Source organism: Pseudovibrio sp. POLY-S9 (assembly GCF_001431305.1).
Taxonomy (GTDB): Bacteria; Pseudomonadota; Alphaproteobacteria; order Rhizobiales; family Stappiaceae; genus Pseudovibrio.
Window position 1 is genome coordinate 8,272 of sequence record NZ_LCWX01000198.1, and the last position, 26,880, is coordinate 35,151.

The following is a 26,880-nucleotide window of genomic DNA, read 5'->3' on the forward strand; positions in this document are numbered from 1 at the left end:
GGCCAAGTCTTCATCATCAGTATAGTATGGCGGCAAATCAGGTCCAAGTGCGACACGGGCCGCACCTGTCAGCGTTGCCATATCAACAATCAGCTCCGGGCTCTCTTCATCAGCCAGCGCAAGTGCATCTGCCAGGACCAAGCGTCCTTCAGCATCTGTATTTCCGATCTCTACAGAAAGGCCTTTACGGCTTGTGAAAATATCAGAAGGGCGAAATGAGCGGCCCGAGATTGCATTTTCAACAGCAGGAATAATCACGCGCAAGCGCATTGGCAGCTCAGCTTTCATGATCATTGCAGCCAAACCAAGAACATTTGCCGCGCCGCCCATATCCTTCTTCATAAGGATCATGCCTGCTGCTGGCTTTACGTCCAAACCGCCACTGTCGAAGATCACCCCTTTGCCGACCAAGGTGATTTTCGGATCAGTCTCTTTGCCCCAAGTCGCATCAATCAGGCGCGGTGCCCTGTCACTGCCGTTGCCGACGGCATGCACAAGCGGGAACTCGTTCTCTAGAACATCGCCCATGATGACCTTTGAAGATCCGCCATGATCTTCAAATAGCTGGCAAGCTGCTGCGGCAAGTTCTTCCGGACCCATATCATTCGCGGGCGTATTGATGAGATCTTTTGCCAGGTGCGCACCAGCGATAATTGGTGCTAGCTCTTCCAAAATGCCCGGCTCGCTGATGACGAGCTGAGACTTTGATGCAGGGACTTTCTTATAAGCATCAAAACGGTAGGCTGCGAGTGAGAACCCGAGAGCGATACCAGCTGGATCTTCAAAGCCTTTTGCAAGTTCAAACGCGCCAGCTGGGAGCTTTTTATTAAGAGCAGCGCCTGTTTCCAAAGCATCTCTCTGGCTTTCACCATATCCAAACAGCACGGTTGCAATATTGCCTGCTTCATTTGGAACTGCCAGAGTCTCCCCAAAAGCAGCTGTAAACTCCTGCGCTTTCGCCCAAGATTTCACCATGGAACCCGCGGCATCAAGATACGCTTCTAACTCACTGGCAGAGAGCGCTACGACCGGGATTGGATTTACTGTTTTATCGGCAGAAATTAACGGTCCGTGCACCGGGAGCTCCATTGATGAGATGTTTGAAATTTGTGTTCTGTCCTATACGGGCAGCGTTGTGGCAACCTAACGGCGTTACTGGTTCTGCGCAAGACATTCAGCTTGCTGCTCCCCCGCCCAACAGTGGGTGCACCTGCACTAAATTAACCAGAAATTAGGGATAGTATTAGATTTTCAAACAATATTTGAATTGCTTCGTTGTTGAGGGTTCTATGGCCGTATTTGACCGCACACACACAACTAAGATGTCTTCTGGCATTTTAAGAAGTGCAACAGCTGTCTCGCTGTTGCTGGTTTGTGGGCTTGCACTTTCCGGCTGCGCAACCAACAAACCACGCGCTCAGGCATCTATCTCACAGAACCAGCAGCTTAAACCTGGCTCACAAGAGATGCAAAAAGCCCTCGCCTATTGGGGCGGTGCTTATGCCAAAGATCAGAAAAATCCACGGACGATCCTGAACTTTGCAGCAGCTTTGAGAATTGATGGCCAGGGCCAGCAAGCAGAAGCAATTTTACGACGTGGTGTCATCGCTAATGCTGATAACAACACGATTGCGGCAAGCTATGGCAAAGTGCTAGCTGAAAACGGCAAGTTGCAGGAAGCGCTCAATGTCATTGACAATGCGTTCGACCCAGCACAGCCAAACTGGAAGATGCTTTCTGCCAAGGCGGCTATTCTGGATCAACTCGGTGACACAAAACAAGCACGCTCAACCTACCAGCAAGCGCTGAAGCTTTCACCAAATGAGCCAACTGTTTTGAATAACCTGGGAATGTCCTACTTGCTGGGAGGCGACCTGCGCAACGCAGAGACGACTTTACGAACAGCACTGGATACCGGCAAAGCTGGCAGTCAGGTTCGCCAGAACCTTGCTCTGACCCTTGGACTGCAAGGCCGGTTTGACGAAGCCGTTCGCGTCGCCCAATCCGATATTGACCCACGCCAAGCCGCCGAGAATGTGGCGTATTTGAAGACCATGCTGGGCAAGGCGTGATGGGTTAGAAAGTTTGCATGACCTGAATTGCAGCCGGTGCGATAATTACAATAAACAACACTGGCATGAAAAACATCATCATTGGTACCGTTAAACGCGGTGGAAGCGCAGCAGCCTTTCGTTCAGCTTCTTGCATTCTCGCCTGTCGGTTTTCATCTGAAAGCACTCTCAATGCAAATCCGATAGGAGTTCCATACTTTTCTGCCTGCATCAGAGCAACAACAACGTCCTTAACACCATCAAGGCCGGTTCGCTCTGCAAGATTCAGATAGGCATTCCTGCGTTCATCTAAAAATGATAATTCAGCAGTCGCCAATACCAGTTCTTCTGCAAGAGCTGCTGACTGAGTACCAACTTCTTCAGCAACTTTTTTAAATGCTGCCTCGATTGACATTCCAGATTCAATGCAGATCAGCATTAGGTCCATTGCGTCTGGCCAAGCCAATCTTATAGATTCTTGCCTTTTTGCTATTTGGTTCTGCACAAAAACGCCTGGACCAACAAAACCAATAGCTGCGACCAATAATGATATCAAAAGGACCCCAGCGATTGAAGTCTCAATCTTGAGAACGACTTCCAGATAGAAAAATGTAAATGCAAAAAATCCAATCGGCAAAATAATTTGCAGAAACAAATAAGTATATAAAGGTGAAGCCCCCCTATATCCCGCCATTTTCAGTTTTCTAATCAAGCTTTCACTAGCCAAAAGATTTTTTAAGTTATATTTATCAACAAACTCACGCACACTCTCTTTCGGACTACTCCGGAGAGAAACACGCTCATTCTCTTTCTGATTTGCGAGTCTACTTCTTTCGCGTGCGCGGATTTGCTCACGCTCAAGCGCGACTGACTTCATTCTACTTTTCAACTCGTCACGATCGAACAGCGGCATAAGTAATGCGTAGATAGTACCCGATACTGCTAAAAGAGTAAGGATAACGACAAAAACATTGCTGTTTCCAAGATCAGCTAAAAACATACCAAGGACCTATATTTTGAAGTCAATCATCTTGCGCATCACCAGTATACCTAACGACATCCAAAACAGACCAATACCAACTAGAATTAGGCCAATTTCGGTTTCAATGAGCAAACCAATATAGTCTGGCGCTACCGCTGAAAGCATTAGTGTCACAAGAAATGGAAGTGAGCCGATAATTGCAGCAGAAGTTTTCGCTTCCTGACTAACGGCTTTAATCTTACCCTTCATTTCTTTGCGTTGACGAAGTGTTTTTGATAAATTACCGAGTGCTTCAGAAAGACTACCGCCAGCTTGAGCTTGAATTGTAATGACGATTGCAAGAAAGTTTGTTTCCTGAAGTGGTACTCTTTTGGGAATATAGTGTATTGCTTCCGCCAACGGCATGCCCATATGCATTTTGTCGAGCACGTGAGCAAACTCAGCTCCGACTGGATCTTTGGATTCTGTTGCAGCAATTTGCATGCAGTCTCCAAGCGGCATTCCTGATTTAATACCGCGCACAATGATATCTACTGCGTTTGGAAACTCATCAAGAAATTTACTGAAACGTTTCTTTCGCTTTCTAGAAACATAAAATCGCGGTAAACCGAAGATGCCAACAAAAAGTAGCGCAAACGAAATCCAGATCGGTTGACCAAGCAATACGCTGATAAGAAAGATAGAAAGACCACAACCAACTGAAATTACGTAAAACTTAGGCTTTGACCAAGTTAGACCAGCTTGCCCAATCCAATCTGCAAAAATTGGTTTATCAGCATTTTTTTTCTTTGCTGCCTGAGCAGCCTCCATCGTCTTAAGTTGATCTTGTACTGATTTCCGCCTCGCAGTTGTATCTACTCTTTTGGCACTACTCCCAGCCACAGAATTACTACTATTAACAAGGCCTTCTTTTCGTTTATCTAGTTTGTCTCTAGAGAACATTGGCATCAAAAGCGTGAACGTGACACCCACAACGCTCACCATAATCAAAGCTGTAATCAGATAATCTGCCAGCGGAGAAGCCAGAAAGCTATTCAGGTCAGCCATGCAGCCCTCCAGAAACATCTGAAGCATCTAGCGCGCGGGCTAGCCGCTCTTCCTCGTTGAAGTATCTTGCTCTTTCCCAGAAGAGCGGACGTCCTATGCCGGTAGAGCGATGCTGGCCTATGATTTTGCCATTCGCGTCTTCTCCTGTGATGTCATAGGTGAAGAGATCTTGTGTCGTGATGACATCTCCCTCCATTCCGACGACTTCGGTAATATGGGTAATGCGACGCGAACCATCTCTCAAGCGTGCAGCCTGGACAATCACATCAATAGAGCCAACAATGATCTCGCGTACAGTTTTAGATGGAAGAGAGAAACCTCCAAGAGCAATCATGGATTCAATACGCTTCAAGCACTCACGTGGGGAGTTGGAGTGAATCGTACCCATTGAGCCATCGTGACCGGTGTTCATCGCCTGAAGCAAGTCAAAGACTTCCGGGCCACGCACCTCACCTACAATGATCCGCTCAGGGCGCATACGCAGACAGTTTTTCACGAGGTCACGCATTGTGATCTCACCCTCACCTTCCAGATTTGGAGGTCTGGTTTCCAATCTGACGACATGTGGCTGCTGAAGTTGGAGTTCGGCGCTATCTTCGCAAGTGATAATGCGTTCCGTGCTATCGATATAGCGCGTTAAGCAGTTCAAAAGCGTGGTTTTGCCTGAACCCGTACCACCAGAAATAACCGTATTACATTGGACCCGGCCGATAATTTCCAGGATCTCAGCGCCTTCAGGCGAAATCGAACCAAAATTCACCAACTGGTCGAGTGTAAGCTTGTCTTTCTTAAACTTACGAATTGTCAGCGCTGGTCCGTCCAATGACAGTGGTGGGGCAATCACGTTTACACGAGAACCATCAGGAAGGCGCGCATCACATATCGGGCTGGCTTCATCTACACGACGACCAACCTGAGACACAATTCGCTGGCAAATGTTCATCAGCTGACGATTATCGCGAAACTGGATGTTGGTTTGCTCCACCATGCCAGCCGTTTCGATATAGATGGTGTTCGCCCCATTCACCATGATATCGGCAATGTCATCACGGGCTAATAGCGGCTCAAGTGGTCCATAACCCAACACATCGTTGCAAATGTCTTCAAGCAGATCTTCTTGCTCAGAAATCGACATGACGAGGTTTTTGAGGGCGATGATGTCGTTGACGACATCCCGGATCTCGTCACGTGCATCTTCTTGATCCAACCGGCTCAACTGAGAAAGATCGATTGCCTCCACCAATGCATTGAAAATCGATGCCTTGGTTGCGTAGTACTCCTGAGTTCGTTGTGTTTCAGGAGCAGTTTCTTTGGGCTTTTCCTGCTGAACTTCGGCGCCAGACGACTTAGGTTTTGCAGTGCTTGGTGTGTCCTGAACAGCAGGCTTTGTTGCCTGTTTCTGTATCGCAGGATTTATTGGAGCAGACTTTGGATTTTTGTTTCCAAATTCACCTTTGCCACGTCTACCAAACATATTCTTCCGCCTTTGAAATCAGCACAAAATCAACCAGAGGACTATTTGCGGACTTTTTTAATAAGAGATGCGATGAGTGACTTGCTTTTTGTATACGTTTCAGCCTTGCCCGTGACCTTGGCCGCAATCTCTTCAAACAAACCCGCAACAGCGTGTTTGCTATCAAACTCTGCAATCATCTGACCGTTGTTAGATGCAGTCCCAAACAATGCAGGCTCAAACGGCATTACCGCTAAAGAAACCACATCTAAAGCGCTACTAAACTCATCAGGCTTAATTTCAGGTCGTTTCGGAATGCCAACCTTGTTCAAAACCAAGTATGGTTTTGTGTCATTTGGTCGGAGTTGACCAATGCTATCTACTAGATTCTTTGCATTTCGAAGATTTGCTAAATCAGGCTCAGCTACAATCAAGACTTCGTCTACATGTGCAAGGATATGCCGTACCCAGCTGTTCCACGTGTGCGGCAAGTCAAGAACGACAGTCGGCGTTCCTTTCTGCATGACCTCAATAACTTGATCAAACTTCTCAGTATCAAAATCGTAGGTTTGATCAAGCGTAGCTGGTGCTGCTAACAATCTGAGACGGTCATTACACTTAGCAAGAAGGCGATCCAGTAGCGTGTCATCAAGCCGCTCAGGAGATGCAATTGCTTCCATTATGCCTTGTAATGGGTCTTGATTAAAATCTAAACCTGCTGTTCCAAATGGCAAATCCAAATCAGCAATAGCAACATCATTATCGAGTGTTTTCGCAATTGACCAAGACAGATTATGAGCAATTGACGATGCACCACATCCACCTTTAGCTCCGATTACAGCCACAGTTCGACCGAAGGGTTCCGCGTCAGTATTTGCATAAAATTGACCAATTGTATTTATCAATTGAGGGATATCAACTGGTCCGACAATGTACTCACCGACCCCCCTGCTAATGAGCGTTCTGTACAAGTTGACATCATTTATGCGCCCAATAACAAGAACATTAGTCCCAGCATCACAGTACTCAGCCAGTCGATCTAACTCAGCGATCATCTCTTTTGGATTAGACAACGATTCGACAATCAAGAAGTTAGGTGTAGCGGCACTTTCAAATGTTTCTACAGCTGCGGGAATACCACCTTGTCGCACCATCGTATGCGTCTTCGACATCCGGCGATCTAAGCTCGCATTCTGGATCGTCTCTGATGTTCTCGAATCCACGCAAAATGCCTGAACAGAAATTCGCGGAATATTTACAAACTGAAAGTCAGAAGTTGAAAGCTGACTCGTCGTTTCTTGCCGTGATGAGGTATCTGAATCGAACTGCGCTAAATCGCTCATAATTTATCCCACTAGTTCTGCGCCACGGATGATACGTTTGTGCCAACACCAGCTCCATACTGACCTGCAGTCAGGTCTCCAGATCGGTTGTTTGCCAAAATCTCATTGGTTCTCGAGGGATCATTCGGTCCCAAGGGGCGTGGTCGCAACAGATCTGTCGGATTATCGACCATCGCAGCGAGGTTTGCCTGAGTAGCACACCCGAAGTTGTGATAGTCTGTGTTTTGATGATTGCTTATCATCGCATCAGGCCAATTACCGCAATCACGCACAATCCCTTTCACACGCATAAATGAAAGACGAACTGGTGCTGATGCACTCATGTCAGACACCGCGTAGCTCCTCATAACGATATGATTTGCGGCTACCCCACCTTTTTTCAATGCGGTGCGAATCTGAGGGGAAATAGCTTTTGCTGCTGCTTCATTCCCAGAACCTGACGGAACCAAAACCTCAACAAATCCATTTCCATCGATATCAGCTTGTTTACCAAACGCAGCAACTGCCGTTTTCATGGACCCGTTCAAATTGCGCATCTCCCCAGCTACGGGAATATCAAAATTTTCAGGCGCTTCTGTAATAACAATCGGATGCCTTTTCCGATAATCAAAGTCTGCAATCGACTGATGTTCAACATATGATGGTTGTGACTGACATGCTCCAAGTATAACAACGGTGCCGAGCACTACTGAAGCTTCTCTCAATTTGCGTACACATTTCAAAGTGGGTGACAGTAGGGTATTCATTTCACTTGTCCTCACTCGTAAATGTAGCCAATTTTGCCGTGATAATTCCCTTTCACAGGAGCGTCTGTTCCCCTGTAAATCCGGCTTAATTGGTTTAGAAAGATTGTAGATTGATCACTTGGTGCTGCAAAATTATCATCAGGTCGCGCAACTTGAGATTGCGCGATTGGTCTCACAACATAAGGCGTCACAAAAATTACAAGTTCAGTTTGGCGATTGATATAATCGCGGCTCTTAAACATGGTACCGAGAATTGGGATATTCTTTAAGCCAGGTATCCCGTCAATCTCCTGCCCATAATTCTGCTTCAGGAGACCTGCCATAACCAAGGTTCCTCCAGAAGGGAGCTCGAGTGTAGACTCCGCTCGGCGAACTTTAAGTGCAGAAACGGCAATAGCACCTGCGATACTTACAGCGCCCTCAGAACTTAACTCACTGACTTCGGTTTTTACACGCAGCTTGATGCGTCCTTCTGAAAGAACGACAGGAGTGAAATCCAACCCAACACCAAAAGGTTTAAATTCAAGACTTACTTTATTGTCTTCGTAAGCAACCGGGATCGGGAACTCACCACCGGCGAGGAAGCTAGCGTTTTCGCCAGAGACCGCTACAAGTGTTGGCTCCGCCAGTGTTCTCATTACCCCTTCACGCTCGAGCGCTTTGATCGTGGGATTAAGCGTACCGCCATCGAACCCTAACTTACCTGCCAGGGATCCTGCATTTACGACAGAAGGGTTGATGTTATAAGCAGGCGACGTATTGAAATTGACATCAAGAGCACCAATTTTGAGTGAGCCTTGGAGGTTAACGCCAAGCTGCTTAATCGTCGTCCGGTCAACTTCAGCGACTGTTACTTTAAGCTGGACCTGATCTTTCTCGGCAACCGCAATTGTATTGACAATTTTTTTACTATCGTTGCCCACAAACTGCAGCGCGATATCGTAGGCTTGTTGTGCTTCAAGGGCGGAGATTGCTGTTCCTGAAAGGACGACACTCTGATTGACGACGTCAGCATTGATCGCGGAGTTCGGCAGCAGTCGTTGGATGAGGTCGACCAATCCGGATGGATCAGGCTGTACATTTAGGTTAAACGATGCCAGTTGGCGGCCACCGTTGCCAAACAAAACCAGCGAGGCTTGACCGATTGTATTACCAAAGACGAAAACGCGGGTTCTGGTGCGGACAACAGCATCTGCAATATCTGGATTTGAGACAAGGACGTCGCGAACTTCCTCGTTTGTGTTGAGGACGACAGATCTTCCTTTACCAACATTCAGTTGGCGGACATGGTCGCGATGCTGGGAAGTGACTTCCACTGTGGCTTCAAATTTGCTCTGAGCGAATGCGATCTGCGGTCCGACAAGCGCTAGAGCAAAGATCAGAAGGAACTGCATGAGAGTTCCGCTGAGGCGACATTTTTGCGGTAAACTTCTCGCCAGACTAATTTGTCGATGAAAAACCATAGTTTACCTACTAATTTCCGTTAACAGACTGGGAGGCAATCCCATATTTTACGAACTTCACACCACCTTTGACGCGCGGCGGTTGCTTCAAACCGTCTCTGGAATCTGCAGCACTGCGCAATGAGAGCGAGAGAGTTCCCATCTGGGTTGCGCGAGCGATAGCCTCAGCTTCGTGGGGCAAGAGTTCCAGTGTAGCTGTCTGGTCTGGAGACATCGCCTTCTCACTGTTTTCAGAGGCCGTCGTGGTATCGATAGCGAGCACCTTGATATTCTCGAGGAGCGTTTCACTTATAACGCCATCATCGCGTTTCTTGGCTTGCATGGTAACCAGCACATCAACCTTATCTCCAGGAAGGATGAAACCACCTGCGGTAGAGACTGCATCAACCGGAACAGCAACGGCGCGTTTTCCTTTTGGGAGGATCGCTGCCAGGAAGCCTTTATCCGTATCGATGAGACGCTCTGCGCGAATTGGTTCCCCGCCGAACATCGCCGCTTTGATGATCTGTCCCAGAAACTCGTTGTCTGCATTTGGACTTGAGCGGCGCAAGATTACACCGTCAGTTACAGATTCTTCTGGCCATTTGGCCCAAGCTAAATCGCCTGGAGTAAGAGATGTACCGACTTTGAGGTCTTGCGCTGCAACAAGAATTTCCAGTGACGGTATCTCTTGTTCCTGCACAACAATGGTTGGTGACTGCTCCCGGGAACCGGAAGACAGGTTCAACCAGGCGGCCAACCCACCGGCGCTTAAAGCAATAATTAAAACTAGTAATCTGGAGGCCTTCATGTGGCACCCACCCTCTAAGAGATTTAGCTAAACAGCATTCGTTAACCCTAATTTGAGCAAAAATTGTCAAGACATAGTTAATATTCCGTAACATCACTACATTTGTATTTTTTACTTATGTGCATAGAGTCAAATTAGGAATATGCATGAACAGCAATAGGTTATCGCCAGTGAAAGCACACTAGTTCAAAACATTAATACTTTACTAAGATGTTTTACTCGCGAAATGCTCAGAAAGTTGGAATTTGAGCAAACCAGAAGGTCTTCGGGTACACCTGAATCCCCGCAATTGCGATTGCAATCCCGTATGGAACGCCTGCTTTTCTGTCATGCAATCTTAAGAGCCATTCCTGCCCCTGCATGAACTGCGGAAAGTACGGAACCCTACGCAAGGCCAGGATAACCAGCGTTAATGCTCCGCCATAAATGCTGGTCAGCAAAATAAAGTCCAGCATGTTCATCGAGAGACCGAGCCAAAGAGAGATTGCAGCGAGGAACTTCACATCACCGCCGCCCATAACACCGAGCGCGAACAGACCGAAGCCGACAACCATCACACCGAAGCCGAGTGCGAAGCTCATGCCAACCTGTTCTAGGGGCAATTGCAATAAGAAGGCCAAACTGACAAAGGCAACGACTATAATCAGGTTGAGCTTGTTCGGGATCGTCATTGTGAAGAGATCAAAGAATGCGGCGATTGCAAGCAGCAATGGAAAAATGATCAATAGTCCATTTGCAATCATGTCGTGATCTCCCCCACAAATACCATGTTATGGTTTTGCAAGGGTAATTCCAAAGAAGGCCTTAACACTTGGTAGTTTTGTCTCGCTAAAATTCATTTATTTACAAATTTAATTGTTTGGCTTCACCAGTTCCCACAATTGAAGATCACGCTCGGCTGCGTTTGGCTGTGATGTAGCATTCTTAGCAATAAAAGAGGCACTGCTGAGCGTTGGTGCGGACACCATGGCAAGAATCGCCAGAGCAATGAGGCCTGAGATGAGGCTGAATTCAATAGTCGCGCTGCCCAGATCTCGCTGGAACAAACCTCGGATTATGGAGAGCATCAGGTCACAACTTAATTGTTATAGTTGTGTTTGATGCTACTCCTTGCAGCTAAACCTTAGATTGATCTGCGCACTCAACTTCTTCCGGTATTTGGCACTCTAAACTAAGGTTTCATCAAGAATCAGGTGAACTTAATACCCGACTTCCAAATCAACTAGGTTCTCGAGCGCTTCACCTCGCTCAAAGCCCTTGATTTGCTGAGCAACATATTCGGAGAGAGCTTGCGGGTCGCTCTCAGCTGCCACATGTGGTGTGATGATGCAGTTTTTCTGCTGCCAGAGAGGACTTGTGTCAGCCAGAGGCTCAATCGCGAACACGTCTAGGCTGGCTCCTTTGAGCTCGCCGGATGTCAAAGCTTTGTCGATCGCAGTTTCATCCTGTGTCGCACCACGTCCGGCGTTGATGTAGACAGGCCCTCCTAATGCGCCAGATTGAGGCAACATAGCCAATCGCTCTGCATTGACCAGCTTGTGCGTGGCAGGTGTTGAGGGCAACAGATTGATCAGAATGTCTGTACGATTAAGGAACGTCTCAAGCTGGTCTTCACCGGCAAAGCTTTCAATGCCGTCTACATCTTTTGGCGAGCGAGACCACCCGGCAACGTTAAAGCCCAGCGCTTTGAGGGCTTTTGCTGAATCCAACCCCAGCTCACCAAGCCCCAGAATACCAACGCGCACGTCCTTTGCTGCCCACTGCCTGTGTCCATTCCAAACACCTACTTCTTGCTGAGCGGCATAGGTTAAATGTTGGCGATGGTGGAGTAACGTTTGGAAGACCACCCATTCTGTCATGCGGCTGGTGAGGTCTGGGTCAACAATCCGGACCAACGGGAGGTTGGGGAGTTCCGGCAATGAGGTCAGATGATCGACACCTGCGCCCAGTGAAAAGATCACCTTGAGGTTTGGCAGGGCAGAAAAGACGGCAGGGTCCGGTTTCCAGGCAAGGAGATATTCTGCTTTTTCGGGCTCAGCGGCGCCGCCGTTCCAGCCCTCAATCTTTCGATTGGGAAGAAGTGCCTGCAAACGGTCGATCCACTCAGGTTCGTTGAAGCTTTTGAGAGATAAGACCAGGTTCATGAGGCACTCCATTGTTGAGCGTATTTTTTGTTTGAGATCAGCAGGCTCATCTCACAAACACGCTGTAATATATCAATCTGCGATTTGTTTTATTCAGAGTCGACGAATTCAGCAAGCTGTTGGCGCTTACGATCGACGACAAGACGTGTAACATCGGGTCGGCTGTAGTGGCCGGTCGGGTCAAAGAGTTGGCGATCAGCCCGCACCAATGCGTGATCTAATTCTGCTGTGATCAGGAGTTCTTTGCCTACCTGTGGTGCGACCACCCATGATCCATCAGGCGCAGCGATACAGGACCCACCATCAGCGAGAAACTCACCACTGTTTTCGAGAATTTCGGCTAGTTCTGGCGTATCCTTTGGAAAGTCTGTAGCACGCATCAGCCCTGAGACTGATAGTACGTAGCTTCTGCTTTCTTTGGCAACAAAACGTGTTGGATCCTCTGTGTTCCGCAGGCCACCCGGCCAGACGGCCACGTGCAGGTCTTCTCCTTGCGCATACAGGGCGACACGTGACAAGGGCATCCAGTTTTCAGCGCAGTTCAGGCCACCAACCGTAAAGCGGCCCAGCGGATGGACACGCAAGCCGTTACCATCTCCCGGCGCCCACGCAAGTCGTTCGGCATAGCTTGGCTGCAGTTTACGGTGTGCAGAACCAATCTCTCCGTTTTGATCAATGTAGACCAGTGTGCAGTACAGACTATGCCCGCTTCTGTTTGCTGCCCTCTCCATAACACCGAGATACACGGAAATGCTGTGTTTCTTTGCTGCTGCACAGACAGCATTCAGATGACCGTCCTCAATCACCACGGCTTGATCAAGGCATTTGGCGTACATGGCTTTTTGCTTTGGGTCATTGAAGCGTGCACCGTCTGTTCGTTCAATCCAGAACGGATAGCCCGGCACCAGTGTCTCTCCAAATGCAACAAGCTGGCAGCCCTGCTTGCCAGCAAGCTCTACCGCATCAATCACTTTGTCCAAGGTCGCTTCACGCTTCAGCCAGACTGGAGCGATCTGCGCGAGGGCGACTTTGATTTTGTCAGATGCGGACGGGTCGTGAGATAAATGCGTTGCTTCCAAAATTTCCATAATTCAATACTCAGCTTGCAGATGCGAAGATCACACTCGGGTTTGGCGGGGCTGCAAACAACAGAGTCCATCATTCAGGCAATGAAGCACGTCAGCACCACCTGCTTTGAGATTCTGTTATTTCAGATCTTGATCTTACTATGAGGCAGGGGTGCCTGTAGCTGGTCGTATCCCTCAACTTTACTGAATTTTTTGAGAGACAAAACCTAAGCTAATCAAAACCCTGCCCCAATAAATCTGCCTGAGTACTTAATTTTATTCAGCGTCGATGAAATCCGCGAGTTGCTGACGTTTCCGATCAACGACCAAGCGCGTCACATCTGGTCGGCTGTAATGACCCGTTGGATCAAAATTCTGGCGTTCACCACGTACCACGGCATGGTCCAGTTCTGCTGTAATCAGAACTTCCCGACCGACTTGTGGCTCAACAACCCAGGACCCATCTGGCGCAGAGATGCAGGAGCCACCGTTTGCGAGAAAGTCATCGCTGTTCTCAAGGATCTTGGCAAGTTCCAGCGTGTCTTCCGGGAAGTCCGCTGGTCGCATGAGGCCAGAGACCGAAATCACATAGCTTCTGCTTTCTTTGGCAACAAAGCGGGTTGTGTCTTCGGTGTTGTGCAGCCCACCCGGCCAAACGGCAACGTGAAGGTCTTCTCCTTGCGCATAAAGGGCAGCGCGAGACAGAGGCATCCAGTTTTCGAAGCAATTGAGGCCACCCACGGTGAAGCGGCCCAGCGGATGGACACGCAAGCCGTTGCCATCGCCCGGTGCCCAGGCAAGGCGCTCCTCAAAGGTTGGCTGCAGTTTGCGGTGCGAGGAGCCGATCTCACCATTCTGGTTGATGTAGACCAGCGAGCAATAGAGACTATGACCACTTCTGTTTGCAGCACGCTCCATGACACCGAGATACACAGCGATGTTGTATTTCTTCGCAATCGCACAGATGCCATCGAGATGGCCGTCTTCAATCACTACGCCTTGCTCAAGGTATTCCGCATAAATCGCTTTTTGCTTTGGATCGTTGAAACGTGCCCCGTCGGTGCGTTCTATCCAGAACGGGTAGCCCGGGACCAGTGCTTCGCCGAAGGTGACAAGCTGACAGCCCTGTTTGCCTGCGAGCTCTACTGCATCAGCCACTTTTTTCAGTGTTTCTTCTCGCTTCAACCAGACCGGAGCGATCTGTGCGAGCGCGACTTTGATCCGGTCAGATTCGGCAGGGTTTTGTGTTGTATGTGTTGCTTCTAAAATTTCCATGGGGATCTACTCAGGTTGCGAAAATGTCAGAGTCACTGGCGAATGCCTTGAATTCGAGAGCATTGCCCGAGGGATCTTTGATGAAAAAAGTTCCCTGCTCTCCCGGTTGCCCTTCGAACCTGATTTTCGGTTCCAGCAACCATTCAATAGTTTCATGTGTTTTCAGTCGATCAGCAAGCGTCTTCCATTCATCCATTGGCAAAACAACGCCAAAATGAGGAATGGGAACTGCATCTCCATCAACAACACCAGTGACTCCAAGGGGAAATTGTGATTTTTCACGAAGGTGGGCGGACATCTGGTGTCCAAACAGATCAAAATCGACCCATTTGCCTTCAAGTTCACGGCCCTGTTTACATCCAAGCACGCCCATGTAGAACGCTTTGGTTTGTTCCAGATCATCAATCGGAAATGCCAGATGGAATGGACGCGCCATGTTCAGCCTCACCTTATTTTCAAACTAAAAACCGTATTCAGGTAGGGGCATTGAGGGCCACTTACCTAGAATAGGCTCTATACCCAAAACTCATGTTGGAGTTGTTTTAAACTACGTAAAATCTCATAGCTAGGCCAATGACAGTCACATAGACATGAGTTAAACTCATAGTATGAGCCGACATAGTCTTTCGATCACTTCGCAGATCCTTGCCGTTCTTCCTGTTTTTGATGCAGCAGCACGGCATGGGAGCTTTACCCGGGCAGCACGGGAGCTTGGCATCACGCAAGGGGCTGTGTCCCGCCGTATTCAGAATTTGGAAGAGCAGCTGGGGTTGGTGTTGTTTTCCCGTCAGGGAAAAACGCTGGCACTTACTCAAGATGGGTTGCTGCTGAGCCAGAAGGCCAAGAACGCGTTGAAGCTGGTGGAGGATCTTGAGCATGAGCTGAAGGGTTCAGTCTCTGGTCAGCTGCGTATCGGCACGCTTCCCTCACTCGCCAATCTCTGGTTTATGGAGCGGATCAAAGGCTTTAAGCGGGCCTATCCTGCTATCAGCGTTGATCTTGTTACCATTCCAGCCGACTTTTCAGCTGGTCATAAGGATCCAGTCAACTGGGATCCGTCCAGTGTGGATGTAGCGCTTACTGTTGGGCGTGGCAGTTGGCCTGCTCTGGAAAGTCACCGGATTTGTGATGAAGAGATGGTTTTGGTTTGTCATCTAAGCCTGTTGGGGGATACCCAGCCGGAGAGCATAAAAGACCTTCTGGGCCTGCCCCGCCTCATTCATTCCACGCGACTTGGCAGTTGGGAATACTGGGCGGAGGCACACAAGCTATCAAGCTACCTGCCTGGAGATACCTCCCTCTCCTTTGAGCACTTTTTCATGGTTCTGGAGGCAGCACGACAGGGGCTTGGCCTTGCCTTGCTTCCTTCATTGCTGATTGAGAAAGATCTGGCAGATGGAACGCTGATCGAGCCAGTCCCTGCACGGCATATGACAGGGAACACCTATTACATCGTTGGGAGTTCAGCTGCCTGGAGGCGTCCGGCAGTGGCTGCCTTGCGTGATCATCTACTACAGATCGAGTAGCTGCTCATCGCCGATCAAACTGAAAGGGGGATGGCAACTCATCTTCTGCCAGGTGTGTTGTTTGTGGGGCTTGAGAGGCGGATGATGAGACATGGTCAGTTACTTTTCCACCCAATTGCATCTCATCGATCTTGCGAGCCCGGTTACCGATTTTGTCGCCTGAGATCATGATCTGATCCAGATCCTTGTTGGTCTGCGCAAAGTGGTTTTGCAGTTTGGAGACACGCTCTGTCAGACGTCCAACATCCAGCAGGAGCTTACCAACTTCAGCCTGAATGAAGTGAGCCTGTTCACGCATGCGGGCATCGCGCAGCACAGACTGGATCACCTGCACAGCAAGGACAAGCAGAGACGGTGATACGATGACCACGCGCAGGCGGTGGGCTTTCTGCGTCAGGTCCGGGAAGCCTTCGTGGATCTCCGCAAAAAGGCTTTCGGAGGGAACGAACATCAGCGCCGTGTCCTGCGTCTCACCCGGAAGCAAATACTTGCCTGCGATGTCTTCCAGATGCTTGGAGATATCCTTTCGGAAGCGAGCAGCTGCTTCTTTCAGGTCTTGCTTGGTTTCGGCATCCTTGATTGCAGCAAAAGCTTCCAACGGGAATTTGGCATCCACCACCAGCGGTGGTGCACCCGTCGGCATATGGATCAGGCAATCAGGTCGGGAGCGGTTGGAGAGTGTGCTTTGAAACGAGAAGCTTGTTGGCGGCAAGGCGTCATCAATGATTGCTTCCATACGCCCCTGGCCGAATGCGCCGCGGGTTTGTTTGTCGTTCAAAACCATCTGTAGGTCAGTCACCTGCCCTGCCAGCTCACCCATGGTTTTATTCGCTTTGTCGAGCAGTGCCATACGTTCTTGCAGGCCCGTGAGGCTGGCGTGGGTTTGGCGGTGGGTTTCCAGAACAGACGCACCCAGCGTTTTTCCAAGACCATCCAGACGATCATTCACCACACGCATGAGATCTGACTGACGGGAGCCAAACACTTCTGCCATGGTTTGCATGCGGCCTGTCATTTCACCCTGAGAGCGCACTAGGTTTGCCAAGGCAGCTTCGGTATCCTCTGCCCGCTTTTGCTCCTGCACCGATGTACCACGCACTCTGTTCAGTTTTGCGCGCAGGCTCATGATCCAGATGAGCAGCAAAAGAAAAAAAAGGCCTCCAGTAACTATGGTTGCCTGAACATATGAGAGGGTGAATGCACCGTATGTGAAGACTGTCTGTTCCATGAAACAAACATAGAACACTTTGCAAGACCGCGATACCTCTCAGCTTTCTTGGATGCACTGCAACCCACATCCTTCAATTGATGGGGAGTATCCATTAAATGCTGCTAGCCAAAAGCCTATAGTCAACGACTTGGCAAAGTTCTCATAAGAGGATATGAAGCCTAAACAACACTATCAGCTGGCCTCACGTTGAGCAGACAGCTTTGCAACGAGAACAACTTCAAAAGTAATTATGACGATTCGCGAGATAAAATTTGTCCCGGAAAACTGCCTTCGCGAGAAGTGCGCTCCGATTGAAGACATCAACGACGAAATCAGAAAACTTGCCGACGATATGCTGGCGACCATGTATGACGCGCCGGGCATTGGCCTTGCAGCAAGTCAGATTGGCGTTTTGAAGCGTATGTTCGTTCTTGATGTTGCAGAGCGCGAGAGCGAAGAAGACGATTCCGTCGAGAAAGAGCCAATGGTGTTCGTCAACCCAGAGATCACGTGGTCGTCTGAGGAGAAGAGCACTTATCAGGAAGGTTGCCTGTCCATTCCTGGCGTTTACGAGGATGTTGAGCGCCCAAGCGAAGTGCGCGTTTCCTTCCTCAACATTGAAGGTGAGAAGCAGGAAATTGAAGCTGGCGGTTTGCTGGCCACCTGCATTCAGCATGAGCTGGACCATCTGAACGGTGTGCTGTTCATCGATTACCTGTCCCGACTGAAGCGTGACCGGATCGTGAAGAAGATGATCAAGCAGGCAAAACAAGCCTGATCAACTCAGTACTGCAAGCGGAATAAGCGGCCTTCTTTGGAGAGCCGCTTTTTTTGTTGTTTTTTCCTTGTCCTTCCCTACCAGCTGACGCATTAAGTCTGGAACACAAGAATTAAAGCCAGGCAGGTCAGCTATGTCATTGCGCGTCATCTTTATGGGTACTCCTGATTTCTCCGTTCCAACTCTCTTTGAGATCGTCGGGCAAGGTTGGGATGTGGTTGCCTGTTACTCGCAGCCCCCACGCAAAGCTGGACGCGGTATGGAGCTGAAGAAGACGCCGGTGCATGAAGCTGCTGAAAGCCTTGGCATTCCTGTCTTCACACCAACCTCCCTGAAAAGCGAAGAGGAACAGGAACGGTTCCGCTCGTTTGAAGCTGATGTGGCTGTTGTTGTGGCTTATGGCCTGTTACTGCCAAAAGCCATTTTAGAAGGCACTGAGCACGGCTGTCTGAATGGCCATGCCTCTTTACTTCCACGCTGGCGCGGTGCGGCCCCGATTAACCGGGCAATCATGGCTGGCGACAAGGCCTCTGGCATTCAGGTGATGCAGATGGAAGAAGGGCTGGATACTGGCCCTGTGTGCATGTCTGAAACCGTTGCGATTACTGAAGACATGACAGCAGGCGAGCTGCATGACCGTCTGTCTGCTTTGGGCGGCGATTTGATGATGCGTGCGCTGTCTGCTCTGTCTCGTGGTGGTCTTGGTGCTACGCCTCAACCTGAAGAGGGCGTGACCTACGCCAAGAAGATCCAGAAGAGCGAAACACGCATTGACTGGTCTTTGCCAGCTGAGCAGGTGCACAACCACATTCGCGGCCTTTCTCCCTTCCCCGGTGCATGGTGTGAGATGGATTTGGGCGGCAAGAACCCTGAGCGCGTGAAAATCCTGCGCAGCAGTGTTGCTGAAGGTTCAGGCGCTGCTGGAGAGGTCCTGGTTGTTGATGAGACCACGCTGACGATTGCGTGCGGTTCTGGTGCGATCAAGCTGGTTCAGGTTCAACGGGCTGGCAAAAAGGCGATGTCTGCTGATGAATTTTTACGTGGCTCTAAGCTTAGTGCCGGAGACACGGTTTCCTGACCCTGTTTAATCAGATAGGCTTTTCTTAAGAAACATCAGGAAGCACGGAGGCATCATGGTTGAGTTCCACCAGATTGGAGAGGATCAAGTTGGTCTCCGTACGCCTGAAAAGAATGACGAGCCTGCGATTTTGTCTTTGCTCGTCAAAGCCTTTGGGCAGAGCAACGAAGGACGCCTGGTTGAGCGACTGCGTGCTTGTGGTGCGTTGGTTCTTGAACGGATTGCGACAGACGATGACGGTAAGCTGCTCGGCCACCTTGCATTTTCCCGTGTGACGGGAACGGGAGAAGGACACCGTCTGAAAATCAGCTGCCTTGCACCGGTTTGCGTTGATCCATCCTCTCAAAACAAAGGCGTTGGTACAAAGCTCATTCAGGAAGCATTGGATGACTTGCAGGGACTGGGGGAAGACCTGGTTCTGGTGTTGGGGGCTCCTGATTACTATTCCCGCTTTGGTTTTGACAGCGAGCTGGCAAAGAAGGTGCAAGGACCCTATGCCGGACCAATCTTCATGGCATTGCCTTTTACTCAAGCAGGCCGAGAAGACCTGCCGGTTGAAGTTACCTATGCCACACCTTTCCGAGAGTTTGAGTAGGTTCCTTTACGCCTCGCTGTCGGGTCTGGCCTTGCCCATTCAAATCTGATAGTACAGCGCAAAATTTCAGAGATATCCTGCAGGCTCATGCCTGTCTCACGCCCTGCAAACTGGCTTACAGTCTGCTTGCCTAACCTTTGCAAAGAACAAGAATGCCGCGTTACAAAATTACCATTGATTATGACGGACGCCCTTTTGTAGGCTGGCAGCGTCAGGACAACGGGCCGACAGCCCAGGGTGTTATTGAGCGCGCAATCAAGTCCTTCACGGGTGAGACAGTGACCATTGGCGGTGCCGGACGCACGGACTCAGGTGTACATGCGACCGGACAGGTGGCGCATCTGGACCTTGAAAAGGATTGGCCTGCGGAAACCGTGAAGAATGCGCTGAACTTTCATGCGCAACCGGACCCTGTTGCCATTCTGGCCTGTGAGAAGGCAGGTCTGGGCTTTGATGCCCGGTTTTCAGCAATCCGCCGTCATTATCGCTTTAAGATCGCAAACCGCCTTGAGCCGCTGACCCACGACCTTGGGCTGGCATGGCATGTGAAGCCAGAGCTGGATGCAGAGGCTATGAACGACGCGGCGCAAGTGCTGCTGGGTCATCATGATTTCACGACCTTCCGCCATACACGCTGTCAGGCGAAGAGCCCGTGGAAGACGATGGAGCGCATCTGCGTTTATCGTCAAGGCTATCATGTCTTCCTTGAATGCAGCTCCCGCTCATTCCTGCACAATCAGGTTCGTTCCATGGTGGGTAGCCTTCGTCTTGTGGGTGAAGGCCGCTGGACTAAGGACGATCTGAGAGCGGCACTGGAAGCCTGTGACAGACAAGCGTGTGGACCTGTTGCTGTTCCAGAGGGGCTTTATCTTACCCAGGTCGATTATCGCACCCCAGAAGAGGATGAGGCGTCGTTCCTTGCCTATCAGGATAGCCTGAAGAGCGTTGGTGCTGATGAAGCCCCGGCGGATGAAGAAGACTAGGTTCTCTTCAACCTGTTAGCTTAGTAGGAAACCGGAGGCCGTCCACCTCCGGTTACATAAGCTTACTTCTCTTCGAATGACACGACCCGTTTGTAAAGGTGCCATGTTGTGTGGCCGAGCACTGGCAATGTAACCAGTAAGCCGACAAACATAGGGATCATTGAAGCCATCAATGTCGCTGTGATGAGCAATCCCCAACCCACCATGATCACCGGACTTCCCGTCACCACCTTGAAGCTTGTGATCATTGCAGTCACGAAATCCACTTCCGTGTCCAGCAGCATCGGGAATGACACCACACTGACTGCGAACAGCAGCATGGCGAAAAATGCTCCAACAAGGTGACCAGCCAACAGAAACAGGAGACCATCAGAGGTCTCAAAGATCGTCTGCGCGAATTGCAGAAATGTGCCGTAGCCCTGCATTCCCAAAAAGAGGGCCAGCAGCAGGTGGACCTTAAACATCCATAGGAACTGGATGAAGATGACGACAAAGGCCATCCATGCAATCTCACCGCGGCGTTGCTCCCACATCAGCGTAAACAGGCCGCTCATGCGCGGTGTCTCGCCTGCCTGCAGTCGTCTGGAAACCTCATAGAGCCCCAAAGCAGCAAATGGTCCCAGAAGCAGGAAGCCACAGGCCAATGGGTAGCTGATGTAGCTCATGTCCACCCAGAACGAGAGCAGCGTGACCAGTACCCCTCCGACGACAAAGAAGGCGCCAAAGGTCAGGCCAATAACAGGCGTCTTCACAAAATCCAGAATTCCAAGCTTCAGGGAGCTTGTTATATCCTCCAGAGTAACCTGACGCACGATCGGTTTCGCCAGTTTGTGCTGTGAGTTTTGCGCACCCGCAGGCACAGTCAGATGATTGTCTGACATTCCGTCCCTCCCAATTTTCCTCCACGTTAAGTGTGCGCGGAAACTGGGATGAGCGCTACTGAAAATTTAAAGGGGTGCATGAAAAATAGGTATTATTACGCAAATAGTCGGTCAAGTGACGCACTGATCAGGATGGAAAGCACCAGATCCAGAACCACCAGACCAATCGAGATTGAGAAGCTGCAATCCCCCGCAACACGGGCAATCTGGAATCTGTACCACAGCACCCATCCGATGATCGGGAAGGTCAACATGATCAGCAGTTCTGAGGGAATGAGCCCCGCCATATAAAGCAGATACAGCAGCGTCTGCGGGAGCAGGATGATGAGCGTGCTCCAGTTGCGGACGATGATGTATGGGCCGTAGTTGCGTTTCAGCCCTAACGATCCAGCGAGAAGCCCAACAACGATCGGGAATGTGACCCAGTCGACAAACAGGGAGAGGAACTTACCGAAATACAGCTGGAAGCCCCCAGCAACCATCTCAGTGCTCTCTTGTCCCTGCGTGGTGAAATGCTCAACCATCAACGCATGCTCTGCGATCAGGCTCAGCAGATAAAACGGAAGCAGAAGGAAGATGACCAGAAAGGAGCGCCAGAAGCCATCTGCAGACAGATCAAACTGCTGCAACGCTTCCGTCTCGCCCTTCATGATCCTCCAGGATGCAATGCAGGACTGGCGAATTTCCTGTGTGCCAAGAACCATCACAACACCCTGTTCCTTATTAGCTTATGCCTGAAAGTAATCTTGCAGGAAGCGGAGGTAAATGTCTGCGAGCTGCTCGATGTCAGCCACAGCAACGTGCTCATCAACTTTGTGCATGGTCTGACCAACAAGGCCGAACTCGACTACAGCACAGTAATTCTTGATGAAGCGTGCATCTGAAGTTCCGCCGCCTGTAGACAGCTCTGGTGTGCGACCAGTGACCATCTTGATGGAATTGGATAGGGTCTGGATCAACGCTTCATCATGTGTCAGGAAGCTGTCGGTGGCTTCTCTGGCAAACTCAATGCTCCAGTCAAGACCGTCCGGGGCCGCATCATTCAGAAGTTTCTCAATGTGCTGGCTCAGAGAGCTGACAGACCACTGATCGTTGAAGCGAATGTTGAACTTCGCCATGACGTGGGCTGGAATGACGTTGGTTGCGGTGTTGCCGACATCTACAGTTGTGATTTCCAGATTGGATGGCTGGAACCGCTCGTTGCCTTTGTCCAACTCAACCTCAGCAACGGCACTCAGTAGCTTGAGCATGCCCGGGACCGGATTGTCCGCAAGATGCTGATAAGCAACGTGTCCCTGGGTTCCGTTGGTTTTGACTGTGCCCGTCAGTGACCCGCGGCGGCCAACTTTGATCGCATCTCCCAGCGCATCCGGATTGGTTGGTTCACCAACAATGCAGGCATCGAAAACATGTCCCTGCTCTTTAGCCCATTCCAACAGTTTAACAGTGCCATTGATTGCCGGACCTTCTTCATCGCCTGTGATCAGGAATGAGATTTGGCCGGGAATTCCATCTGGATGCGCTTTAACGTAGTCGATTGCTGCAGCGGCAAACGCTGCTACGCCGCCTTTCATATCTGCGGTTCCGCGGCCATGAAGCATGCTATCTGCGATGGTGCCGTCGAACGGACCGTGAGTCCAGGCTGCTTCATCTCCGACTGGCACAACATCAGTGTGGCCTGCAAACACGAAGTGTGGATTGCCAGAGCCGATGGTTGCAAACAGGTTCTCGATGTCGGGTGTGTTCTCGTCGGAGAACATCACACGGGAGACGTTGAAACCAGCGTCAGCGAGCAGCTTTTCAAGCGTGGTGAGAGCACCACCCTCAGCTGGGGTGACACTTGGACAGCGGATTAGGTCGCGGCAGATCTGTACCGCAGGAGAAAGCGTATCAGTCATGCCTCGAGATTTAGCTGTGCTGTGCCTGATGGTCAATCACGAGTTGCCAGCACTTCGTGATTTTCACTGGCACATAGCAACGCAAAATCTCAACATAAACGCTTATTTTTTGCGTTGTAATGGGCGGGTGTTGGATGCCGGACCGTATTTGTTCGGGCCTTCCTGGCTCTTGAGGAAACCAACAATGATTGGCACGAGAAGATTCAGGAATGGCAAGAAGAGTGTCAGTGCAACGAAACCAGTGACACCACGGTCCTGTAACCGTTTGATCACCAGCATGAACACCATAAAGTTTGCAATAAGCAGCAAGGGGTACAGCAACGGATTTGTAGTCAGCAGGTCACTGTAGGCTTGTGCCAATGTGAGATCTGATGTTCCGTTTTCGATATAGGTGTCGGCAAGCGAACTTGTGGCAACATTCACTGCAATGGATAAAACACAGAAGATCAGTGCCGTTGCCAGCCAGTAGACGCCTTTGGAGATGCGTCCAAACGGATTGCAAAATAACCACAGAAGGCTTGTTTTTCTTAGATTTTGCTCTGGCATTCTTTGATCACTTAAAGCAGCCGCCTTTCGTCAGACTGGCTGTGCTGCTTTAATCCCTCGTGGTCTCGCGTGTTGTTATCCGTAAACCGTTCCCCACCTTACGGGAATACGCTTTAAGAAATTTCAGTTCGCAAGGATGTACGCATATTGTGGGCCGCTTTCAAGAGGGGCATTGCGGCAAGACACAAGTGGCGGGAAAGATCTTTCCCCGACACCACATAAAACATAGGTTTCTGAGCGTGTTAGCTGATCAGGAGCCAACCTTCACAGTATCGAGATATCCGCTTAACGCTTTGGTGCAATTGATGCCCAGATCCCCAACAGCGTATCCGCCCTCCATCACAAACAATGTTGGCTTACCTAGTTTGGCAATGCGGGCACCGATTTTTGTGAAATCATCCGTCTTCAGCTTGAACTGAGAGATCGGATCATTCTCGTATGGATCCATGCCCAGAGAGACTATGATGACATCTGGTGCGAACTTCTCGATGGAGTGGCAGGCATCTTCCATCGCCTCCTCCCACTGAGCCCATGCAGTGCCGTGTGGCAGAGGATAATTGTGATTGTACCCTGCGCCCTCTTTCAAGCCCCGCTCATTCGCATGGCCGAGATAATAAGGGAACTCAACCTTCGGGTCTGCATGGATGGAGAGGAACTGCACGTCAGCGCGGTCATAGAAGATTGCCTGAGTACCGTTGCCATGGTGGTAATCCACGTCGAAGACCGTGACCTTGGCAACGCCCTGATCTCGTAGGTATTGCGCGGCAATCGCTGCATTGTTCAGGAAGCAATAGCCACCATAAAGGCGACGGTGTGCGTGGTGCCCCGGAGGACGACAGAGTGCGAAGGCGGAGTTATCACCTGACAGGATCAACTCCGCCCCTGTCAGAGCGGTTTCCGCACTTTTGCGCGCTGCGACCCATGTGTGTTCGCCCATGGGCGAGCCAGCATCGAACGAGTAGAAACCGAGCTTGCCGTCAATGTGATCGGGCACAATGTCATGTCTGAGACCATGTACGGGCCAGACGAACGGGAAGACCTCTTCTACTGTGCGCCCTTCTGCCAGCCAAAGCTTCCAGAAATCCTGCAGAAAGGTGACATAATCTGCATCATGTACCTTGAGGATTGGGTCCAGAGAAAACTCATTTGGTGTAAGCACCTCACCGAACTGCGCTTTTTTGAGGTGCGCAAGAACAATTTCGGCACGAGACGGGATCTCATTGGCAGGAACCAACTGCCCATCAGAGATTTCTTTGGTCGGGGCATGCAACAGCTGATCAGGTGAGAAAATGGTCTTCACTGTTATCGTCCTTTACAACAACTGATGTGCTGTCTCTCCTTTGCACATCAGATGAAACGGTACTCGGTTACTTGTAGGTAGTGCTCAGTGGGTTGAAGCGTGGAACACGCAAATTCTTCGTGGTTTGGGCTGTCTGGCCAGCATTGAGGTTCCAGACACAGGCCTGCTCTTGGGCCATACATTTTGCCGCCAAAGCCCGGAACCGGGGTATTGAGGGAACTGCCGTCATAGAACTGGATGCCGGGCTCTGTTGACCAGACTTCCATCTTGAGCTCGGTCTCAGGTTCAAACACCACAGCGGATAGCTCAGGCTTTTTCAGACGGAACTGCCTGAGGCAGAAATTGTTATCGAAGCGTGAATCCTGTGCGTCGGCAATCTCGCGCATCTCACGGAAATCATAGGGTGTTCCCGCGACATCAACGATTTCACCAGTCGGGATCAGCTGATCAGAAACAGGGAGGTAAGAGCGCGCAGGAATCATGATCTGATGCCTGGTAACATCCTCATGATCGCCCAGATTGAAGTAGCTATGATGCGCCGGATTCAGCAGGGTTGGCTTGTCTGTGGTGCCGGAAAACTCAATGCGCAACGTGTTATCTTTGGTCAGGGTATAACGGCAGGTGATCTGGACTGTGCCCGGGTACCCCTCTTCGCCATCCGGAGATTCCAAAGAGAGTAAAACGCTGTCCTCGCTGGCTTCTTCAATGGTCCAGATCCGATGAGCAAAGCCTTTGTGCCCGCCGTGCAGGTGATGTCGTCCGCCTTCATTCACAGAGAGCTGAAATTCTTCAGAGCCAATTGAGAAACAACCGCTTGCGATGCGGTTGGCGCAGCGGCCTGCAGTCGCGCCCATGTGCGGGGAGTGCAGTTCATAGTCGCGCAGATTGTCAAAGCCGAGCGTCAGGTCGCGATCTCCCAGTTGCAGTCTGCGAACTGTGGCGCCATAGGTGAGGATGCTTGCGGTGAGGTTGCCGCCATGCAGTGTCACTTCTTTGACAATTTCCCGGTTTTCCAGTTCACCGAAATCACGAATAGCCACTGCTTTCCCTTTCCATTGCAGACCTGCCTCCCCTCAGGTCATTCATTCCATACCAACCTCCTATGAAACGAGAATTAGTACAAGCAAGACAAAAGGATACCGCCAGTCTAAGAGCAGCAGAAAGCAGGGTTTATTTTTTTGGTTATCTTGGCGCGATCACGAGTTCTTTGTTGCCGAGCGTGATTTTGCCAAGCCTGTTCAACGCAGACATCCCTAAAAGCACCTGTGAGAGCGCTTCATCTTTAAGGATTAGGCTTTTAACGTTGCGTATATGAATTGAACCCAGATAGAGATTTGAAATAGAGGCTGATGCCCCCGATGTGATGCCGTTTGCTGTGCGCACTTCGACGGTGAAATCTTCGTTGCGCACCCTTATGCCAGCCTTACGTGCGATGCTGTAAGGTATGGCGAGCAAACTTGCACCCGTATCAATCAGAGCTGAGGTCTTGTGACCATTGATTTTGATGGTCGCCATGAAGTGGCCGTTGGGAGACTTGCGGATTCTGGTGATGCGTTTTGCGGTTTTCTGAGGCTCGTTTACACTCTGAGATTCGTGCACCTCAACGACGCCCAGCAAGCGCTCTTCGAGCACCTTGGGCACGATCAACGCGACACAAATGACGACAACCATGACCCAGATATAACGTTGCACGTGCGCCCCCACATCTTCTGGGCACCACAACA

The 26,880-nt window shown here is 50.2% G+C and carries 28 protein-coding genes; 6 read left to right on the forward strand and 22 right to left on the reverse strand.

Annotated features, from left to right (window positions below; genetic code table 11):
• A partial coding sequence (locus PPL9_RS18980) for a leucyl aminopeptidase family protein (RefSeq protein ID WP_244273421.1) occupies window positions 1–1,077 on the reverse strand: 1,077 nt, incomplete at its 3' end.
• A 212-nt stretch (window positions 1,078–1,289) separates the two neighbouring features.
• Here PPL9_RS18980 and PPL9_RS18985 point away from each other — a divergent pair.
• Window positions 1,290–2,072: a tetratricopeptide repeat protein gene (locus tag PPL9_RS18985; RefSeq protein WP_057464155.1), complete on the forward strand. Its 783-nt coding sequence runs from the start codon at window positions 1,290–1,292 to the stop codon at window positions 2,070–2,072.
• A gap of 4 nt (window positions 2,073–2,076) precedes the next feature.
• Here PPL9_RS18985 and PPL9_RS18990 read toward each other — a convergent pair whose 3' ends face one another.
• The 13 genes from PPL9_RS18990 to PPL9_RS19050 form a co-directional block, all read right to left on the reverse strand.
• On the reverse strand, window positions 2,077–3,051 hold the full coding sequence (locus tag PPL9_RS18990; protein WP_057464156.1) for a type II secretion system F family protein: 975 nt from the start codon (window positions 3,049–3,051) through the stop codon (window positions 2,077–2,079).
• Between the two features lie 9 nt (window positions 3,052–3,060).
• Window positions 3,061–4,080, reverse strand: a complete 1,020-nt coding sequence (locus tag PPL9_RS18995) for a type II secretion system F family protein (RefSeq protein ID WP_082596975.1) — start codon at window positions 4,078–4,080, stop codon at window positions 3,061–3,063.
• Window positions 4,073–5,554, reverse strand: a complete 1,482-nt coding sequence (locus PPL9_RS19000; protein WP_057464157.1) for a CpaF family protein — start codon at window positions 5,552–5,554, stop codon at window positions 4,073–4,075. The genes PPL9_RS18995 and PPL9_RS19000 overlap by 8 nt, the downstream gene beginning before the upstream one ends.
• A 41-nt stretch (window positions 5,555–5,595) precedes the next feature.
• Entirely contained in the window at window positions 5,596–6,876 is a 1,281-nt protein-coding gene (locus PPL9_RS19005) for an AAA family ATPase (RefSeq protein ID WP_057464158.1), read from the reverse strand.
• A gap of 11 nt (window positions 6,877–6,887) precedes the next feature.
• Window positions 6,888–7,637, reverse strand: a complete 750-nt coding sequence (locus PPL9_RS19010; protein WP_200962340.1) for a CpaD family pilus assembly protein — start codon at window positions 7,635–7,637, stop codon at window positions 6,888–6,890.
• The gene (locus tag PPL9_RS19015) at window positions 7,634–9,016 is read right to left on the reverse strand and encodes a type II and III secretion system protein family protein (protein WP_057464159.1); all 1,383 of its coding nucleotides are present in this window, start codon (window positions 9,014–9,016) and stop codon (window positions 7,634–7,636) included. Before PPL9_RS19015 ends, PPL9_RS19010 begins: the two co-directional genes overlap by 4 nt.
• A 79-nt stretch (window positions 9,017–9,095) precedes the next feature.
• A complete protein-coding gene (gene cpaB / locus PPL9_RS19020) occupies window positions 9,096–9,875 on the reverse strand; it encodes a Flp pilus assembly protein CpaB (protein WP_057464160.1) in 780 nt (259 codons plus the stop codon).
• Between the two features lie 230 nt (window positions 9,876–10,105).
• On the reverse strand, window positions 10,106–10,618 hold the full coding sequence (locus PPL9_RS19025) for a prepilin peptidase (RefSeq protein WP_057464161.1): 513 nt from the start codon (window positions 10,616–10,618) through the stop codon (window positions 10,106–10,108).
• Between the two features lie 108 nt (window positions 10,619–10,726).
• Complete coding sequence (locus PPL9_RS19030; RefSeq protein WP_057464162.1) at window positions 10,727–10,942, reverse strand: hypothetical protein; 216 nt, start codon at window positions 10,940–10,942, stop codon at window positions 10,727–10,729.
• Window positions 10,943–11,074: 132 nt separating this feature from the next.
• Window positions 11,075–12,019, reverse strand: a complete 945-nt coding sequence (locus PPL9_RS19035) for a glyoxylate/hydroxypyruvate reductase A (RefSeq protein ID WP_208989487.1) — start codon at window positions 12,017–12,019, stop codon at window positions 11,075–11,077.
• Window positions 12,020–12,108: 89 nt separating this feature from the next.
• Window positions 12,109–13,107, reverse strand: coding sequence for a carbon-nitrogen hydrolase family protein (locus tag PPL9_RS19040; protein ID WP_057464164.1), 999 nt, complete (start codon window positions 13,105–13,107; stop codon window positions 12,109–12,111).
• 255 nt (window positions 13,108–13,362) lie between these two features.
• Window positions 13,363–14,361 carry a carbon-nitrogen hydrolase family protein gene (locus PPL9_RS19045; protein ID WP_057464165.1) on the reverse strand — a complete coding sequence of 333 codons (999 nt, stop codon included), beginning with the start codon at window positions 14,359–14,361 and terminating at the stop codon, window positions 13,363–13,365.
• Window positions 14,362–14,371: 10 nt separating this feature from the next.
• Window positions 14,372–14,797, reverse strand: a complete 426-nt coding sequence (locus tag PPL9_RS19050; RefSeq protein WP_057464166.1) for a VOC family protein — start codon at window positions 14,795–14,797, stop codon at window positions 14,372–14,374.
• Window positions 14,798–14,969: 172 nt separating this feature from the next.
• On the opposite strand from PPL9_RS19050, the gene PPL9_RS19055 reads away from it, so the two are divergent.
• A complete protein-coding gene (locus tag PPL9_RS19055; protein WP_057464167.1) occupies window positions 14,970–15,887 on the forward strand; it encodes a LysR substrate-binding domain-containing protein in 918 nt (305 codons plus the stop codon).
• A gap of 4 nt (window positions 15,888–15,891) precedes the next feature.
• Here PPL9_RS19055 and rmuC read toward each other — a convergent pair whose 3' ends face one another.
• The gene (gene rmuC / locus PPL9_RS19060; protein ID WP_208989488.1) at window positions 15,892–17,115 is read right to left on the reverse strand and encodes a DNA recombination protein RmuC; all 1,224 of its coding nucleotides are present in this window, start codon (window positions 17,113–17,115) and stop codon (window positions 15,892–15,894) included.
• Between the two features lie 232 nt (window positions 17,116–17,347).
• Between rmuC and def the strand changes: the two genes are divergently transcribed.
• The 4 genes from def to truA all read left to right on the forward strand — a co-directional run bounded on the left by def (window position 17,348) and on the right by truA (window position 20,531).
• Complete coding sequence (gene def / locus PPL9_RS19065; RefSeq protein WP_057464169.1) at window positions 17,348–17,875, forward strand: peptide deformylase; 528 nt, start codon at window positions 17,348–17,350, stop codon at window positions 17,873–17,875.
• Window positions 17,876–18,014: 139 nt separating this feature from the next.
• Window positions 18,015–18,953, forward strand: coding sequence for a methionyl-tRNA formyltransferase (fmt, locus tag PPL9_RS19070; RefSeq protein WP_208989497.1), 939 nt, complete (start codon window positions 18,015–18,017; stop codon window positions 18,951–18,953).
• 55 nt (window positions 18,954–19,008) lie between these two features.
• Window positions 19,009–19,548 (forward strand): N-acetyltransferase, encoded by a 540-nt coding sequence (locus PPL9_RS19075; RefSeq protein WP_057464171.1) that lies wholly within the window; start codon window positions 19,009–19,011, stop codon window positions 19,546–19,548.
• A 152-nt stretch (window positions 19,549–19,700) separates the two neighbouring features.
• On the forward strand, window positions 19,701–20,531 hold the full coding sequence (gene truA / locus PPL9_RS19080; RefSeq protein ID WP_057464172.1) for a tRNA pseudouridine(38-40) synthase TruA: 831 nt from the start codon (window positions 19,701–19,703) through the stop codon (window positions 20,529–20,531).
• A 62-nt stretch (window positions 20,532–20,593) separates the two neighbouring features.
• On the opposite strand, the gene PPL9_RS19085 is transcribed toward truA, so the two are convergent.
• The 7 genes from PPL9_RS19085 to PPL9_RS19115 all read right to left on the reverse strand — a co-directional run bounded on the left by PPL9_RS19085 (window position 20,594) and on the right by PPL9_RS19115 (window position 26,848).
• Entirely contained in the window at window positions 20,594–21,412 is an 819-nt protein-coding gene (locus PPL9_RS19085; RefSeq protein ID WP_057464173.1) for a DUF2189 domain-containing protein, read from the reverse strand.
• Between the two features lie 95 nt (window positions 21,413–21,507).
• Window positions 21,508–22,116, reverse strand: coding sequence for a hypothetical protein (locus PPL9_RS19090; protein WP_057464174.1), 609 nt, complete (start codon window positions 22,114–22,116; stop codon window positions 21,508–21,510).
• 24 nt (window positions 22,117–22,140) lie between these two features.
• Complete coding sequence (gene dapE, locus PPL9_RS19095; protein ID WP_057464175.1) at window positions 22,141–23,310, reverse strand: succinyl-diaminopimelate desuccinylase; 1,170 nt, start codon at window positions 23,308–23,310, stop codon at window positions 22,141–22,143.
• Between the two features lie 102 nt (window positions 23,311–23,412).
• The gene (locus tag PPL9_RS19100) at window positions 23,413–23,856 is read right to left on the reverse strand and encodes a DUF805 domain-containing protein (protein ID WP_057464176.1); all 444 of its coding nucleotides are present in this window, start codon (window positions 23,854–23,856) and stop codon (window positions 23,413–23,415) included.
• A gap of 250 nt (window positions 23,857–24,106) precedes the next feature.
• Window positions 24,107–25,156 (reverse strand): histone deacetylase family protein, encoded by a 1,050-nt coding sequence (locus tag PPL9_RS19105; protein ID WP_057464177.1) that lies wholly within the window; start codon window positions 25,154–25,156, stop codon window positions 24,107–24,109.
• A 47-nt stretch (window positions 25,157–25,203) separates the two neighbouring features.
• Window positions 25,204–26,196 carry an aldose epimerase family protein gene (locus PPL9_RS19110; protein ID WP_057464178.1) on the reverse strand — a complete coding sequence of 331 codons (993 nt, stop codon included), beginning with the start codon at window positions 26,194–26,196 and terminating at the stop codon, window positions 25,204–25,206.
• A gap of 142 nt (window positions 26,197–26,338) precedes the next feature.
• Window positions 26,339–26,848, reverse strand: a complete 510-nt coding sequence (locus PPL9_RS19115) for a TIGR02281 family clan AA aspartic protease (RefSeq protein WP_208989489.1) — start codon at window positions 26,846–26,848, stop codon at window positions 26,339–26,341.
• Between the last annotated feature and the right edge of the window lie 32 nt (window positions 26,849–26,880).

Coding starts and splice junctions, on each gene's coding strand:
- PPL9_RS18985 (WP_057464155.1), top strand. CDS start 1,290: ATGGCCGTATTTGACCGCACACACACAACTAAGATGTCTTCTGGCATT.
- PPL9_RS18990 (WP_057464156.1), bottom strand. CDS start 3,051: ATGTTTTTAGCTGATCTTGGAAACAGCAATGTTTTTGTCGTTATCCTT.
- PPL9_RS18995 (WP_082596975.1), bottom strand. CDS start 4,080: ATGGCTGACCTGAATAGCTTTCTGGCTTCTCCGCTGGCAGATTATCTG.
- PPL9_RS19000 (WP_057464157.1), bottom strand. CDS start 5,554: ATGTTTGGTAGACGTGGCAAAGGTGAATTTGGAAACAAAAATCCAAAG.
- PPL9_RS19005 (WP_057464158.1), bottom strand. CDS start 6,876: ATGAGCGATTTAGCGCAGTTCGATTCAGATACCTCATCACGGCAAGAA.
- PPL9_RS19015 (WP_057464159.1), bottom strand. CDS start 9,016: ATGCAGTTCCTTCTGATCTTTGCTCTAGCGCTTGTCGGACCGCAGATC.
- cpaB (WP_057464160.1), bottom strand. CDS start 9,875: ATGAAGGCCTCCAGATTACTAGTTTTAATTATTGCTTTAAGCGCCGGT.
- PPL9_RS19025 (WP_057464161.1), bottom strand. CDS start 10,618: ATGATTGCAAATGGACTATTGATCATTTTTCCATTGCTGCTTGCAATC.
- PPL9_RS19030 (WP_057464162.1), bottom strand. CDS start 10,942: ATGCTCTCCATAATCCGAGGTTTGTTCCAGCGAGATCTGGGCAGCGCG.
- PPL9_RS19035 (WP_208989487.1), bottom strand. CDS start 12,019: ATGAACCTGGTCTTATCTCTCAAAAGCTTCAACGAACCTGAGTGGATC.
- PPL9_RS19040 (WP_057464164.1), bottom strand. CDS start 13,107: ATGGAAATTTTGGAAGCAACGCATTTATCTCACGACCCGTCCGCATCT.
- PPL9_RS19045 (WP_057464165.1), bottom strand. CDS start 14,361: ATGGAAATTTTAGAAGCAACACATACAACACAAAACCCTGCCGAATCT.
- PPL9_RS19050 (WP_057464166.1), bottom strand. CDS start 14,797: ATGGCGCGTCCATTCCATCTGGCATTTCCGATTGATGATCTGGAACAA.
- PPL9_RS19055 (WP_057464167.1), top strand. CDS start 14,970: ATGAGCCGACATAGTCTTTCGATCACTTCGCAGATCCTTGCCGTTCTT.
- rmuC (WP_208989488.1), bottom strand. CDS start 17,115: ATGGAACAGACAGTCTTCACATACGGTGCATTCACCCTCTCATATGTT.
- def (WP_057464169.1), top strand. CDS start 17,348: ATGACGATTCGCGAGATAAAATTTGTCCCGGAAAACTGCCTTCGCGAG.
- PPL9_RS19075 (WP_057464171.1), top strand. CDS start 19,009: ATGGTTGAGTTCCACCAGATTGGAGAGGATCAAGTTGGTCTCCGTACG.
- truA (WP_057464172.1), top strand. CDS start 19,701: ATGCCGCGTTACAAAATTACCATTGATTATGACGGACGCCCTTTTGTA.
- PPL9_RS19085 (WP_057464173.1), bottom strand. CDS start 21,412: ATGTCAGACAATCATCTGACTGTGCCTGCGGGTGCGCAAAACTCACAG.
- PPL9_RS19090 (WP_057464174.1), bottom strand. CDS start 22,116: ATGGTTCTTGGCACACAGGAAATTCGCCAGTCCTGCATTGCATCCTGG.
- dapE (WP_057464175.1), bottom strand. CDS start 23,310: ATGACTGATACGCTTTCTCCTGCGGTACAGATCTGCCGCGACCTAATC.
- PPL9_RS19100 (WP_057464176.1), bottom strand. CDS start 23,856: ATGCCAGAGCAAAATCTAAGAAAAACAAGCCTTCTGTGGTTATTTTGC.